Origin of the sequence: Christiangramia forsetii KT0803, assembly GCF_000060345.1 — a bacterium.
GTDB classification, from domain to species: Bacteria; Bacteroidota; Bacteroidia; order Flavobacteriales; family Flavobacteriaceae; genus Christiangramia; species Christiangramia forsetii.
Map to the genome: position 1 here is coordinate 3,627,620 of NC_008571.1, position 14,885 is coordinate 3,642,504.

Here is a 14,885-nt window from a genome sequence, read left to right on the forward strand (position 1 = left end):
GGAAATTATGAAATTAAAAATATCAAATTTCAATATAGTTGTTCTCCTACTCGCTATGATAGCTTTTGTGGGCTGTAGTGATGAATATCTTGAGGAAACAGAAGAATATACCATAGATTCAGAAAATTATTTTAATTCTGAACAGGACTACGTTGATGCCCTAATAGGTGCCTATGATCCGCTTCAAGCGACGTATGTAAATGTGATACTTGGAGAGATCGCTTCAGATAACACGCTCAGTGGAGGTGAAAGCGCTACAGATGTGATAGGTTTTCAGCAGGTAGATGAAATGACTCATACTCCTGTAAACGATAATATAGATGATGTTTGGGACTGGAATTTTGCCGGTGTACAGCGTGCGAATTATATCCTGGAATTTAAGGATAAAACAGATTTTGAAGGTAAAGACAGGATCATTGCTGAAACCAGGTTCTTAAGGGCTTATTTCAATTTTGAACTGGTTAAATGGTTTGGCCCTATTCCTTTAAGCGGTGATCAGCGTTTTCAGCTTGGTGATGAAACCTCCGTACCTCGTTCTCCTGTAAGTGAAGTGTATGCACAAATAGAATCAGATCTTCTATTTGCTATTGATAATATGGATTATACCGCTCCGCAGGTTGGGCGTGCAACCAAAGGCTCTGCACAGGCATTACTGGGAAAGGTTTATTTATATCAGGACAAATTTCAGCAATCAGCAGACGTTTTACAGGACGTAATTGAAAGCGGACAATATCATTTATACGGAACACAGGCAGACGAAGATTATACCAATCTCTTTGAACAGGTAGGTGAAAATAGCGCTGAAGCTGTTTTTGAAATTCAATATACCGGAGAAGAAGGAGCAGGATTTGACTGTTTGCAATGTAGTGAAGGAAATGTTGCAGTAGGGTTCCAGGGAATCAGAAATTACTCAGGGCCTATTTTTGAGTCTGGTTTTAGCTTTAATGTGCCAGTACAGGAAGTATATGACCTTTTTGCTGAAAATGATATACGACGCGATTATTCTATTCTTGATATCGAAGCCTGGGCTGCTGAAACAGGTGCCACGTATGTAGAAGGTTATAAGCATACCGGATATTTTAACCGTAAGTATCTTCCAAGACAAAATAATAATGTTGGGGATGCAAATTTAACGCAACCTAATAATTACCGTGCCATTAGATATGCCGATGTTTTGTTGATGGCTGCTGAAGCTTTAAACCGTGGAGGTATCAACGATCAGCTAGCACAAAATTATTTAAATATGGTACGTGATAGGGCCGGTCTTGATGATGTAACCGCAACTGGATCTACGTTAACAGATGCTATCTATATGGATAGACGCCTGGAGCTTGTAGGAGAAGGTCATAGATTCTTTGATCTTGTGAGAACCGGAAGAGCAGCAAATGCCATAGATGGTTTTTCATCAAATAAAAACGAACTTTTTCCTATTCCACTTGAAGAAATTGAATTCTCTCAGGGTAACTGGGAACAAAATCCTGGATATTAATAAAAAAACAAATTAGAAATGAAGCATATAAAACAATTACTGGTATTATTCCTGGCTTTCAATGTATTTACTTCCTGTGAAAAAGAGGAAGAAACATCATATATACTGCAGGATGTTTCTGCACCAACAGGTATTAGCGCAGCATTTGATATATCAAATGACGAGGAGGGGACAGTTAGTGTTACTCCAACTGCTGAAGGGGCGACTGAATTTCAAGTGTATTTTGGCGATACAGAAGGCGAAGATCCCCTTATAGTAGCTCCTGGAGAGACAGTGAACCATACCTATGCTGAAGGAGAATATAATTTAAGAATAGTTGCCGTAGGTCTTACCGGTTTAACCAGTGAACTGGTTAGAGTAGTAACTATATCCTTTGGTGCACCGTCAGAACTTGAGGTAGATATAGAAAAATCTACTACAAATCCATTAGAGATCATAGTAACCCCAACGGCGGTAGGAGCCACGGTGTATGATATTTATTTTGGAGATATAGAAGACGAAGAACCGACCACTATTATGGATGGGGAATCTGCAAATCATATATATGCCGAAGAAGGAGATTATACTGTTAGAGTGGTTGCTCGTGGAGGAGGTGCTGCAACAGTTGAATATTCTGAAGAAGTTAGCGTTTCTGCTGCTTCGGGCGCATCGAAGTTGCCAATTACTTTTGATGATGCCACGGTAAATTACGCTTTTGAGACCTTTAATGGGGCGAATTTTGAAATTCTGGATAATCCTCAATTGTCAGGTATCAATTCAGAAGAATCTATGGTAGGTGCCATTACTAATTCAGGTAATGCTTTTGAAGGTGTTACTTTCCAGTTAGGAGAGCCAGTAGATTTTAGTGGAGATAATAAGACAATTACCTTAAAATTTTATTCTGAAGTAGCGGTACCGCTATTGCTTAAGTTTGAAGGAGGAGTCAACGACGAAAGACAAAACGAAGTGAATGCTAATCACACCGGTTCAGGTTGGGAAGAAATAAGTTTTGATTTCGCAACGAATGCTAAAACAAGTTATATCAGCGATTCAGATCCTGGAGGAGAAGCTTTTGTGCCGGAAGGGCAATATGCGACCATGACTCTTTTTGTTGATGGGCCTGGAACTACTGCAGGAACGTTTTATTTAGATGACGTTATGCAAGCCGGGGGCGAACCTGGAGAAGCATTTAAATTACCGGTAACTTTTGACTCTGAAACCGTTGCTTATACGAATTCTGGAGTTTCATTTGAAATCGTAACAAATCCGAATCAATCAGGAATTAACTCCACAGATACAAAAGTTGGTGCGGTAACTAATGCAGGTGCCAATTTTGAAGCTATCACTTTCACTTTAGATGAGGCGGTAGATTTTTCTGGAGATAATAAAACGATTACCATGAAGGTATATTCTGAAGTTGCCTATCCCGTCCTTTTCAAATTCGAGACCGGTGTAAATGGAGAAAGAGCCAATGAGGTGGAAGTAAATCACGGCGGAACAGGTTGGGAAGAATTAACGTTCGATTTTGCCAATAATGCCAGAAATAGTTTTGTGCAGGGTGACGATGCCAATAATGGACAACCTTTTGTGCCAACTGGACAATATGATCAATTTTCAATATTTTTAGATTTTGCAGGAGCAACTGCAGGGACATTTTATATTGATGATGTTTTTCAAGCTACAGGTGGGGATGGCTCAAATGGTGGAGGTGCCACAGGAATTACTACCACAAGTTTCCCGGTAGATTTTGAGTCTGCCATGAATGGTGGAGCAGCTGCAAACTGGTCTATATTTGAAAATGCAGATAATCCCGCTCTAGAGATTATTTCGAATCCTGATGCAAGTGGAGTTAATACTTCTGCTACTGTAGCTAAGTTTATAGCTAGACAGGGAGGTCAGTCATTTGCCGGAACCATCACTCAACTACAAAATTCTCTCACCTTAGATGAATCTAACAGTATTGTTAAGATCATGGTTTGGAAATCAGTGGTTAGTGATGTTGGAATTAAATTTGAGAATCCTGAAGGTGGATCTACCGGAGAGATAAAGGTTGCCAATACAAAAACTAATGAATGGGAAGAGCTAACTTTTGACTTTTCAGGAGTGATTGGAAGGCCTGAAAATTCAAATATTACGGGACTTGTAATATTCCCGGATTTTCAAGAGAGAATGCAGGATAATGTTGTCTTTTTTGATAATATTACTTTAAATGCTGCCGGAAGTACTGGCGGTAATGGCGGAGGTGAAACTTCGGAAGATTTTGCGCTGCCAATAAATTTTGGTGCAGATATCGAGTATACTACTGGTGCTAATAGCGTTCCTTTTGAGGTGGTAACCAATCCAGAGCAATCAGGGATTAATGCCACCGATACTAAGGTTGGAAAAGTCACCAATCAGGGAGGTCAATACGAAGCACTAACATTTTTACTGGATGAGGCTATCGATTTTTCAGGTTCGAATAAAACAATCACTATGAAAGTTTATTCTGAAGTTGCTTATCAGGTACTCTTTAAATTAGAAACTGGAATGAATGGTGAACGAGCGAATGAAGTGGAAGTAAGTCATAGCGGTAACGGTTGGGAAGAATTATCCTTTAATTTCAACAATGCCAGAAACAGTTTTGTTCAGGGCGACGACGCCAATAACGGACAGCCATTTGTGCCAACGGGTCAATATGATGAAATATCTATTTTCTTGGATTTTGCTGGTTTTACTGCAGGTGATTTCTACATTGATGATATAGAACAGAATTAGAAAATGATGAAGATGAAAAATATAAAATTTATTAACGGAATTAAATTTTCCTTGTTAGCGATCCTAGCCTTAGCAGTCTTTAGCTGTGTAGACGATGATTATGATATTGGAACAGTTAGTACTCCCTCCAATCTTAGCCTTGATTTTGAAATTGTTGGTGCAAGTGCTGATATGCCTGATGGAGATGGTAGTGGGGAAGTGATTTTCACCGCTAAGGCAGATAATGCCATGACCTACAAATTTATATTTGGGGATGGTTTTGAAAAGATTTCAAGTACCGGAGTGGTGACCTATTCGTTTAGTGGAAATGGAGTTAACGATTATACGGTAAGTGTGGTAGCTTCAGGGACTGGGGGCGCAATGTCCAGTATGTCTACAGAAGTGAGCGTATTTAGTAGTTTTGATGATCCTGAAACTAAAGAATTATTAACCGGTGGAGATTCTAAAACCTGGTATGTAGCTGCGGCACAGCCAGGGCATTTAGGGGTAGGTCCTTCCTCTGGAGATGGTTTTGATAGTCCTATTTATTATGCTGCGGCTCCAAATGAAAAAGCCGGTGAAGACGTAAGTGCCTGCTTTTATACCGATGTACTCACCTATAGCTTAAATGCCAATGGAGATATTATTTATAACCAGGATAATAATGGTGCGACGTTTTACAATGTAGATTTTACAGATGGAGCAGGAGAAGACCAATGTCGTGACTTAGATACCGGTGGTGATAAAAACGCATCCCTGGCTCCGGCGACTTCAGGAATTGAAAGTTCTACAGGAACAGCAATTAATTATGCGAACGGTGGATTTATGAGTTATTTTATTGGTACTTCTACTTATGAAATTCTTGAAATTACTGAAAATACAATGTATGTACGGGCAATTCCAGCAAGTAATCCTGCGCTAGCCTGGTATCTTAAATTCACTACCACACCTTATGATCAGCAGGGAGCTACGGGAGGTGGAGAAGAAGAATTTGAGACTCAATTTGAAGACCTTGCCTGGTCTGATGAGTTTAATGGAGATGCTTTAGATACTGAAACCTGGAATTATGAGATTGGAAATGGAACCGATGGTTGGGGTAATGGAGAAGTTCAGTATTACACAGAAGATAATGTAAGTGTACAGGATGGTAACCTTGTGATCACAGCAAGGCGTGAAGCAGAGAGTGGATTTGATTTTACCTCTGCCAGAATTACTACTCAGGATAACTATGAATTCACTTACGGTAGAATAGAAGCCAGAGCTAAAATGCCTGCCGGAGGAGGAACCTGGCCTGCTATCTGGATGTTAGGCGCTAATTTTGACGAAGTGGGTTGGCCTGAAACCGGTGAGATCGATATTATGGAATGGGTAGGAAATGAGCCAAATAGGACTTCATCTGCACTTCATTTGCCTGGAAACTCAGGAGGAAATGCTGTAGTGGGAGACGCTATAATCAACAATGCTACTTCTGAATTTCATATTTATACGGCAGAGTGGACCGAGGATAGCATTACCTTCCTTTTAGACGGGGAAGTATATTTCACGTTCGATAATGATGCTTCAAAACCATTTAATAAAGACTTCTTTCTAATACTTAACGTTGCCATGGGCGGCGGACTTGGTGGAGCAATTGATGCTGATTTTCAGGAATCATCTATGGAAATTGACTACATCAAAGTGTATCAATAATTACGTTTGTTTAAGCCATAAATTCCCGGGGCTGGATCTCCGGGATTTATTTAAATTATCATGAAAAAACTTTTAATATTCATGTCCCTTTCTTTAGGGACCATGGGATTATATTCCCAAAATTCAACGATTCCGAGTTCTGTTAAAAATGTGGAAGCTAAGGTAGATTCAGTATTAAACCTGATGACCCTGGAAGAAAAAGTTGGGCAAATGATCCAATATAATGGAAGTTGGGATCTTACGGGACCTGCTTCTGAAACTGGAAATAAGCAGAAAGAGGACAGACTGAAGAAAGGTCTTGTTGGGTCTATGCTCAATGTTCTTTCTGTAGAAGCGACTGAAAAAGCCCAGAAACTTAACATGGAAAACTCCAGGATGAAGATCCCTTTAATGTTTGGTTATGACGTGATCCATGGTTATAAAACGATTTTTCCTGTACCACTTGCAGAAACTGCCAGTTGGGATATGGAAGCTGCCGAAGAATCAGCGCGAATTGCTGCTTTAGAATCGGTTGCAGAAGGGGTGAACTGGACATTTTCACCCATGATAGATATTTCCCGCGACGCACGCTGGGGACGTATCATGGAGGGATCGGGTGAAGATCCGTATTTAACTTCTAAAGTGGCCGTGGCAAAAGTAAAAGGTTATCAAGGGGAAGATCTTTCCAATCCTAAAACAATAGCCGCAACCGCAAAGCATTTTGCCGGTTATGGTTTTGCTGAAGGAGGAAAAGATTATAACACGGTTAATATTGGTGAAAACGAATTGCATAATGTGATTTTACCACCGTTTAAAGCGGCAGCAGACGCTGGTGTGGCAACTTTTATGAACTCTTTCAATACCATTGATGGAATTCCTGCTACCGGAAGTGAAAGCCTACAAAGAGAAATTCTGAAAGGAGACTGGGACTGGACCGGATTTATGGTTTCAGATTGGGGCTCTATTGCTGAAATGATCCCTCACGGATTCGCTAAAGACAAAATCCATGCTGCTGAAATTGCCGTAAAAGCTGGTAGCGATATGGATATGGAAGGTGGTGCTTATGAAGCCGGGCTCGAAAAACTTGTTGCTGCAGGAAAAGTAGAAGAAGCTTTAATTGATGATGCGGTAAAAAGGATTCTTCGGGTAAAGTTTAAAATGGGACTTTTTGATGATCCTTACAGATATATTAATTCTGAAACTAAGAAAAATGTGCCTTACAAGGAACATATGTCTACTGCGAGGGATATTGCCAAAAAATCCATCGTGCTTTTAAAGAATGAAAATGATCTTTTACCAATTAAAACTTCAGTTAAGAAAATTGCAGTTATTGGTCCGTTGGCAGATGACAAAGACACGCCAATTGGAAACTGGAGAGCGCAGGGAGAAGAAAATTCGGCTGTTTCAGTATTGGAAGGATTGAAAAATGCCAATTTAGATGCTCAGATCACATATGCACAGGGAATAAAACTTGGCATGGGTGAAAGAAGCTTTCTAATGCCACTTAAGATCAATAAAACCGATACTACGGGAATGGGCGAAGCAGTAAGAAATGCCAAAAATGCCGAACTGGTAGTGATGGTACTGGGTGAAGATGCTTTTCAGTCTGGGGAAGGACGTAGTCAGGCTAAGATTGGACTTGCCGGTCTGCAAATGGAATTGCTGAAAGCAGTTCATAAGGTGAATAAGAATATCGTTCTTGTGTTAATTAATGGAAGGCCTTTGGAATTAAGCTGGTCTTCAGAAAATATTCCTACGATCGTGGAAGCGTGGCAACTTGGATCTGAAAGTGGAAATGCTATAGCAGATGTACTTCTGGGAAAATATAACCCCTCAGGAAAACTACCGGTTTCTTTCCCAAGAGCTGTGGGACAGGAGCCTTTGTATTATAATCATAAAAATACAGGAAGACCCTTTAGTGCTGAACATGTTACCTATGCTCATTATACCGATATTGAGAATGGACCACTCTATCCATTTGGATATGGACTTAGTTATACCCAATTTGATTATGCCAGGCCTGAACTTTCAGTTGAATCAATCAAATCGCGTGAAAAAGCAACGTTAAGCGTTGCGGTTACGAATTCAGGAGATAGAAAAGGAAAAGAAGTAGTTCAGTTATATCTAAGAGATCTCGTGGCAACTACTGCAAGACCTGTCAAGGAATTAAAAGGATTTGAAATGATCGAGTTGGAGCCGGGAGAAACTAAGACCGTGGAATTTATTATTAACGAAGAAATGCTTAAATTCTATAATGCTTCAGAAAAATGGGAAGCCGAAGAAGGTGAGTTTCAACTTATGGTTGGTGGAAATTCTGAAGACGTACAATCTGTAAAATTCAATTTCAGCAACTAATGGAAATTTTTTCTAAACTAATAATCATTGCAAGTTTCGTGTGTGGAACTATGTTTTCGTCCTGTGCCCAGGAGAAAGTCATTTTTCAGGAAGATTTTAATGGAGACAGTCTGGATATGAGCGTGTGGAACTATGAAGAAGGTGACGGATGTCCTAATCTATGCGGCTGGGGAAATAATGAAGAGCAGATATACGATCGCCGGTATGTGGAGGTTAAAGATGGTAACATGGTGATCACCGCATTAAAGGAAGCTGATCAGTACTATTCCGGGAAGATCAATTCTAAGGAGAATGTGGAATTTACGTATGGAGTGATTGAAATGCGCGTAAAACTGGCAACTACTAAAGGCCTTTGGCCTGCAATATGGATGCTCGGTTCCGATATTGATGAGGTGAGCTGGCCTGCAAGCGGAGAAATAGATTTGATGGAATATATTGGTCGAAAACCTAATATTATCTATAGCACGCTTCATACCCCTGCGAACCACGGTGATAATGGTAATAGTAAACAAACAGAAATAGAAGGTATTGAAGAAGGCTATCATATTTTCAAAACTATCTGGACGAAAGATTATATTGAATATTTTGTAGATGGCAAGCAGGTTTACCGGTTCAAGCCTAAAAAATATGATGCTGAAAATTATCCTTTTAGAAAAGACTTCTATTTTCTGGTAAATATGGCTATTGGCGGTAATCTGGGTGGTGCAGAAATTCATGATTCCGAATTACCTGCGAAATTTTATGTGGATTATATAAAAGTGACCGAGCTACCTAAAGACTTGAAATAATTATGCTCTAGGGGGCTCACATCATTCTCAGGAGTTGTCATTTCGACCATAGGGAGAAATCTCTTTGAAGCAGGAAAACTCTCTGCTTACCTAATTTTTGCCATGAGTGAAAAATTATTCTAATTCAGATTTCGTTTTTCAATAAAAAAACGTTTCAGAATAGAGGAAGCTTCTTCAGCCATAATACCAGATTTTACTTCGGTTTTAGGATGAAGCTGCACTCCAAATTTTCTATAACCTCTTTGAGAATCTTCTGCCCCGAACACAATTTTTGAAATCTGACTCCAATACAATGCGCCGGCACACATCTGGCAGGGCTCCAAAGTGATATACATCGTACAATTCTGCAGATATTTGCCACCAAGAAAATTGGCTGCCGCAGTGATCGCCTGCATTTCGGCATGAGCGGTAACATCATTCAAGGTTTCTGTAAGATTGTGACCTCTGGCAATAATTTTGTCATTGATCACCACTACAACTCCAACCGGAATTTCTCCTTTTTCATAAGCAGATTCGGCCTCTTCTAAAGCCTTTTTCATAAAGTATTCATCGTTGAACGGAGAAAGCATTTTCTTGAATTTTTTCTGAAAGATATAAAATTTGACTTTTCCTTTCCACTCAGTTGTTCTTAATTCAGTTTCCTTAATGTAACTTTGTTGAGTATGGCGAAGAATATTCTCAATCATATCGATAGTCCTGAAGATCTGCGGAAGCTTAATAAGAAGGAGCTTGATCTGTTGTCTATAGAGTTGCGTAAGTTCATTATTGATATTGTGGCTACAAAAGAAGGGCACCTCGGCGCGAGTCTTGGGGTGATAGAACTTACCATTGCCCTGCATTATATCTTTAATACTCCTGAAGATCTTTTGGTTTGGGATGTGGGGCACCAGGCTTACGGTCATAAAATTCTGACGGGAAGAAGAGATATTTTTGAGACCAATCGCCAATTAAATGGACTAAGCGGTTTTCCGAAGAGGGATGAAAGTGAATTTGATACTTTCGGGGTAGGACATTCTTCCACTTCAATTTCAGCCGCTTTGGGAATGGCCATCGCTTCCAATCTAAAAGGAGAGACTGAAAAACAGCATATTGCAGTAATCGGGGATGCTTCTATCGCCAGCGGGATGGCATTTGAAGGTTTAAATCATGCAGGGGTTACAAATGCAAACTTACTCGTAATTCTTAATGATAATGCCATAGGTATTGATCCAAGTGTTGGGGCTCTAAAGGAATATCTCACCAAAGCGAGAGTTGGTTATAAACCTGCCAGCGATAATATAATTGAGGCTCTTAATTTCAAATATTTTGGTCCGGTAGATGGGCATGATCTGGAAGGTCTTTTAAAGACGCTGAAAGAGATGAAGCAGATCAAAGGGCCCAAGTTTCTTCATGTAATTACAAAGAAAGGGAAAGGTCTTAAAAAGGCGGAAGAGGATCAGGTAAAGTATCACGCTCCCGGCAAATTTGAGCCGAATACCGGAGAATTACTGAAATATGATACAGACGGTCTGCCTTTAAAATATCAGGATGTTTTTGGTTTAACACTGGTAGAACTGGCTGAAAAGAATGAAAAAATCATCGGGATTACTCCTGCGATGCCTACCGGAAGTTCTCTAAAATATATGATGAAAGCTTTTCCTGAAAGAGCATTCGATGTTGGGATTGCCGAACAGCATGCGGTTACGCTTTCCGCAGGAATGGCAACGCAGGGCTTTACAGTTTTCTGTGCGATTTATTCTACTTTTTTACAGAGGGCTTACGATCAATTAATACATGATGTTGCTATCCAGAATTTACCGGTGGTGTTTTGTCTGGATCGTGCGGGTCTTGTTGGGGAGGACGGTGCTACGCATCACGGCGTTTTTGATATTGCGTACGCTAGGCCAATCCCTAATCTTATGATCGCTGCGCCTAGAAATGAAGTAGAACTCCGTAACTTACTTTATACTGCCCAGTTGGGATTGGACGCTCCGATGATCATTCGGTATCCAAGAGGAAGAGGCGTTCTGAAAGAATGGAAATTACCTTATGAAAAAGCTGAAATTGGAAAAGCTGAATGTTTAAAGGAAGGTTCAGAAATTGCTATTTTAAGTCTTGGAAATATGGCCGGGAATGTGGAGATGGCTATTGAAAAATTGAACAAAGAAGATCGGGATAAGATAGCTCATTACGATATGAAGTTCGTTAAACCCCTGGATAAGAAAATTCTGAATAAAATTTTCGGGAAATTTTCAAAAATAATTACTGTTGAAGATGGAGTTATACAAGGCGGATTTGGGTCGGCTATTTTGGAGTATGCGGCAAGTACAGGTTTTAAAAGGGATTTAGAGCTTTTAGGAATCCCCGATAAATTTATTGAGCAAGGAAGTGTAGATCAATTACAAGAAATGGCAAAAATTAACGTTCAAGGAATACAGCAAAAGCTGGAATCTATGATTTGATTTTTTATTTTTGCAATTCCGAAAACCTTAGTTTATAAATGAAGTTCCAAATTCTACTAATTCTCTTCTGTATTACATCACTCAAATCTCTAGCTTCTGAATATAAGTACCTTGTGTCCAGAGATACTACGGCAACTGCATCTAAAGACACTACAAATACCGATTCCATGCTTATCTACTGGACAGAGAAGAATACTTTCGGAATGAATCTTAGTGAGGTTGCGTTTGTAAACTGGAATTCTGGAGGAAATAATTCAGTTTCGGCACTTTTCTATGCGAATTTTCAGAGAGATTTTGAAAAAGACCTGACTATCTGGAAGAATTCAGCAACTATGAGATATGGGATCAATGCACAAGAGGGCCGCGAGATAAGAAAAACAGAAGATGAATTACGTTTGAGTTCTTCGTTTGGTTTTAGAAAAGATAGTACTTCAAACTGGTATTATTCAGGAAAATTCAGCTTTAATACCCAGTTTTCAAATGGATATAAATATCCGGATACCGAGGTGCCAATTTCACAGTTTATGGCGCCGGGTTATACTTTTCTGGGTGCGGGAACAGAATTTTCACATCCCGAAGAAGAACTTACAGTATATCTTTCGCCTATAACTTTTAAATCTACTTTTGTGTTGGATCAAAAACTGGCCAATGAAGGGATGTTTGGGGTAGAGCCGGCGGTCACTGATGAACTTGGAAACATTATTAAAGAAGGTGAAAATCTAAGGACAGAATTCGGTTTTTTGGTCACCAGCGATTTCAGTAAAGAAGTATTTGATAATGTCGCTTTGAATAATCAGTTGAGTTTGTATTCAGATTATTTAAATAAATTCGGAAATATTGATGTGGACTGGCAACTTAACGTCAATATGAAAGTGAACGATTTTGTAAAGGCCAATGTAGGTTCCCATATTCGGTATGACGATGATGTAAAGTTCAAGGAAGATACCAACGGCGATGGCAAGTTGGAAACTTCAGGTCCACGTGTTCAGCTAAAACAAATGCTTGGCGTGGGCGTGGTTTATGAATTTTAATTTTAGAGGCTCTGGCCTTTATACTTTTTAAAGGAAGCTACGGTCATTCCATCAGTAAGCGAAGCGGTATAAGAGCAGATACCAATTAGTTTTTCGTAAATAGAATCACTTTCCTGAAGATGTTTAATCTGCGGAACCGATTTTAAAACCAGTTTGGTAAAATTAGAATCCTCTTCATTTCCTTCCGGAAGTAAAGCCTTTGTATAAATATCCAGTAAATAGGATAACATTCGGTAACCCGCAATTTCCTTACTTATTACTTCTTCACTTTGATAGATCTTGTCAACACTTATTTTGATGATATCCTTTATCTGGGCTTCATAACTGCTTTTGTCAAATAAGGATTCATGGAATTCTCCCTTCAGGATGGCATCTTCATTTTTAAGGAAAATATCGGCCGCTTCAGTAATTAGAGTATTAATTGCAAGCGCTCTTAAATAAGCGAGCCTGTCTGCGGTACTTTTTAACTGATTATATTTGCCAGTATTAATGTTGTTCTTTACCAGTTTAATTAGGTATTCCAAAGCATAATCTTCGTCTATAAGCCCCAGGTTAATACCATCTTCAAAATCGATGATAGTATAGCAAATATCGTCTGCAGCTTCTACCAGAAAAGCTAAGGGATGCCTGGAATAACCAATTTCATTCCCCTCTCTGGTTTTTTGTAATCCTAATTCTTCGGCAACTTCTTTAAAGGTTTCTCGTTCACTCTGGAAAAATCCGAATTTCTTGTCTCCGATTTTTTTTGAAGGCTTATACGGAAGGGACTCTTTTGGATATTTTGTAAAAGCTCCCAGTGTAGCATAGGATAGTCTTAAACCTCCGTTTATCCCGGGTCGGTTTTCGGTAAGAATTCTGAAGCCATTGGCGTTACCTTCAAATTTGGTAAGATCCTGATATTCTTTTTCTGAAAGTTGATCTTTAAAACGTTTTCCATTACCATGACTAAAATACTCTCCAATTGCTTTTTCACCTGAATGTCCAAAGGGAGGATTTCCAATATCATGCGCCAAAGCAGCTCCTGCTACAATAGCACCAAAATCATTCATTTGATATCCGAAGGTATCACGTAAATGCGGGTGTTTTTCAAGTAGCTTTTGTCCGGTGAGCCTTCCCAGGGAGCGACCAACAACTGAAACCTCCAGGCTATGCGTGAGCCTGGTGTGTACAAAATCGGTCTTTGAAAGCGGGATTACCTGTGTCTTGTCCTGAAGACTTCTAAATGCTGAAGAGAAGATGATTCGGTCATAATCTACCTCAAAACCTAAACGGGTTTCATTCTGTTCCTTTCTAAGTCTTTTATGAGTGTCTCCAAAGCGTTTTAAAGATAAGAGTTGTTCCCAGGTCATTTTTTTGTGTTACGTGAAGTAGTTTGCATTATGTAGTTGTGGGTTCGAATTTAAAAATAATTTAAATACAATTATCTTTTATTAAACAGATCTCGCTAATATTCGAAGATTTTTGTCATTATATCTATAGAATCTTATGTGAATTCTCACAAAGCGTTTATTCTGAAAATTTCCGATGGAGTAAAAGCCAAATTAAAATTCACCATGATTCCTTTTAGTAGCTACTATCAATTAACGATATTGAAAGTTTTCAAGAAGGTAGATCAAAAATTTTCAAAAATTATTTTGTTGCTAAATATTCCTTCGCGGATAAAACAGGTAATTTCGAATTTTTGAAATCTTTTTTGTTTCTGGTTATAATGATATCAATATCATTTTCAATGGCAGAATAGTATTGCAAACCATCTTCAAAGTCGGGAAAGCTTTCATCGCTTAATGCTAATTCCGTTATTTTATCATCTAAACTTAAGACCTCAACAAGAACTTTAAATTTTCTTAGAATTTCTTTAGCTTCTTTAGCAGATTTTAGTTTTGAAAGAATATAGTTTGTGTTGGCAAATGTAAGTGATGAAATTGTCAGTTCTATTTTCTTTTTATCTGCTTGGGTGAATAATTCTGCAGCTTCAGTATAAAATTCATCTCTTTTCGAAAGTAAATCTATAACGATATTAGTGTCAATCAATATTCTTATCATTTATATTTTTCTATCAAATATTGAGTGTAATCATCTTTTATATTGTAATTCTTATCAATTGAAATAACCCCACTTAAGCTTTTTACGAGAGGTGAAATTTCAACTTCTTGTTTTTCTTCTTGAGTGAGAGAACCTAAATATGATTCTATTAGTTTTGATAAACTTATATTATTAGATTTTGCGTAATTTTTTGCAGTCTCTATAATATTTCCATTCAGACTTAAGGTGAGTTTTTTGTCCATCTCGATTAATTTACGTGTAAATATAAATAATCTCTACGTAAAATTTAATCAAAAATATTTATTTTTTGCTTGTAAATCAGGTATTTGCAGATCCTCACTGTATAAAAAAAGGGAAG

At 38.7% G+C, this 14,885-nt stretch carries 11 protein-coding genes; 7 read left to right on the top strand and 4 right to left on the bottom strand.

All coding sequences use genetic code 11. The annotated features are described in order from the left end of the window. The first annotated feature begins 7 nt into the window (after positions 1-7). From GFO_RS16350 to GFO_RS16370, 5 genes are read left to right on the top strand one after another with little or no spacing between them, the layout of a single operon-like run. Complete coding sequence (locus GFO_RS16350; protein ID WP_011711304.1) at positions 8-1,489, top strand: RagB/SusD family nutrient uptake outer membrane protein; 1,482 nt, start codon at positions 8-10, stop codon at positions 1,487-1,489. Between the two features lie 18 nt (positions 1,490-1,507). Continuing rightward, positions 1,508-4,222, top strand: a complete 2,715-nt coding sequence (locus GFO_RS17395) for a COG1470 family protein (RefSeq protein ID WP_011711305.1) — start codon at positions 1,508-1,510, stop codon at positions 4,220-4,222. Between the two features lie 12 nt (positions 4,223-4,234). Next, positions 4,235-5,890, top strand: coding sequence for a family 16 glycosylhydrolase (locus GFO_RS16360; protein ID WP_041250174.1), 1,656 nt, complete (start codon positions 4,235-4,237; stop codon positions 5,888-5,890). Positions 5,891-5,950: 60 nt separating this feature from the next. Further along, positions 5,951-8,224, top strand: a complete 2,274-nt coding sequence (bglX, locus tag GFO_RS16365) for a beta-glucosidase BglX (RefSeq protein ID WP_011711307.1) — start codon at positions 5,951-5,953, stop codon at positions 8,222-8,224. Further along, complete coding sequence (locus GFO_RS16370; RefSeq protein ID WP_011711308.1) at positions 8,224-9,012, top strand: glycoside hydrolase family 16 protein; 789 nt, start codon at positions 8,224-8,226, stop codon at positions 9,010-9,012. Before bglX ends, GFO_RS16370 begins: the two co-directional genes overlap by 1 nt. Positions 9,013-9,131: 119 nt before the next feature. Here GFO_RS16370 and GFO_RS16375 read toward each other — a convergent pair whose 3' ends face one another. Next, positions 9,132-9,581 carry a nucleoside deaminase gene (locus tag GFO_RS16375; RefSeq protein ID WP_011711309.1) on the bottom strand — a complete coding sequence of 150 codons (450 nt, stop codon included), beginning with the start codon at positions 9,579-9,581 and terminating at the stop codon, positions 9,132-9,134. 93 nt (positions 9,582-9,674) lie between these two features. On the opposite strand from GFO_RS16375, the gene dxs reads away from it, so the two are divergent. Both dxs and GFO_RS16385 read left to right on the top strand, forming a co-directional pair. Further along, a complete protein-coding gene (dxs, locus tag GFO_RS16380; RefSeq protein ID WP_011711310.1) occupies positions 9,675-11,453 on the top strand; it encodes a 1-deoxy-D-xylulose-5-phosphate synthase in 1,779 nt (592 codons plus the stop codon). Positions 11,454-11,491: 38 nt separating this feature from the next. After that, positions 11,492-12,484 (top strand): DUF3078 domain-containing protein, encoded by a 993-nt coding sequence (locus GFO_RS16385; protein ID WP_011711311.1) that lies wholly within the window; start codon positions 11,492-11,494, stop codon positions 12,482-12,484. A 2-nt stretch (positions 12,485-12,486) separates the two neighbouring features. Here the strand turns inward: GFO_RS16385 and dgt are convergent, their stop codons facing one another. The 3 genes from dgt to GFO_RS16400 all read right to left on the bottom strand — a co-directional run bounded on the left by dgt (position 12,487) and on the right by GFO_RS16400 (position 14,769). Further along, positions 12,487-13,833 (bottom strand): dGTP triphosphohydrolase, encoded by a 1,347-nt coding sequence (gene dgt / locus GFO_RS16390; RefSeq protein ID WP_011711312.1) that lies wholly within the window; start codon positions 13,831-13,833, stop codon positions 12,487-12,489. Between the two features lie 280 nt (positions 13,834-14,113). Beyond that, the gene (locus GFO_RS16395) at positions 14,114-14,527 is read right to left on the bottom strand and encodes a type II toxin-antitoxin system VapC family toxin (RefSeq protein WP_011711313.1); all 414 of its coding nucleotides are present in this window, start codon (positions 14,525-14,527) and stop codon (positions 14,114-14,116) included. After that, positions 14,524-14,769: a DUF6364 family protein gene (locus GFO_RS16400; protein ID WP_011711314.1), complete on the bottom strand. Its 246-nt coding sequence runs from the start codon at positions 14,767-14,769 to the stop codon at positions 14,524-14,526. The genes GFO_RS16395 and GFO_RS16400 overlap by 4 nt, the downstream gene beginning before the upstream one ends. Between the last annotated feature and the right edge of the window lie 116 nt (positions 14,770-14,885).

Bases quoted from the DNA above. Each gene is read 5' to 3' on its own strand.
- GFO_RS16385 (WP_011711311.1), top strand. From the start codon at position 11,492: ATGAAGTTCCAAATTCTACTAATTCTCTTCTGTATTACATCACTCAAA.
- dgt (WP_011711312.1), bottom strand. From the start codon at position 13,833: ATGACCTGGGAACAACTCTTATCTTTAAAACGCTTTGGAGACACTCAT.
- GFO_RS16375 (WP_011711309.1), bottom strand. From the start codon at position 9,581: ATGCTTTCTCCGTTCAACGATGAATACTTTATGAAAAAGGCTTTAGAA.
- GFO_RS17395 (WP_011711305.1), top strand. From the start codon at position 1,508: ATGAAGCATATAAAACAATTACTGGTATTATTCCTGGCTTTCAATGTA.
- GFO_RS16370 (WP_011711308.1), top strand. From the start codon at position 8,224: ATGGAAATTTTTTCTAAACTAATAATCATTGCAAGTTTCGTGTGTGGA.
- GFO_RS16395 (WP_011711313.1), bottom strand. From the start codon at position 14,527: ATGATAAGAATATTGATTGACACTAATATCGTTATAGATTTACTTTCG.
- dxs (WP_011711310.1), top strand. From the start codon at position 9,675: ATGGCGAAGAATATTCTCAATCATATCGATAGTCCTGAAGATCTGCGG.
- GFO_RS16350 (WP_011711304.1), top strand. From the start codon at position 8: ATGAAATTAAAAATATCAAATTTCAATATAGTTGTTCTCCTACTCGCT.
- GFO_RS16360 (WP_041250174.1), top strand. From the start codon at position 4,235: ATGAAAAATATAAAATTTATTAACGGAATTAAATTTTCCTTGTTAGCG.
- GFO_RS16400 (WP_011711314.1), bottom strand. From the start codon at position 14,769: ATGGACAAAAAACTCACCTTAAGTCTGAATGGAAATATTATAGAGACT.
- bglX (WP_011711307.1), top strand. From the start codon at position 5,951: ATGAAAAAACTTTTAATATTCATGTCCCTTTCTTTAGGGACCATGGGA.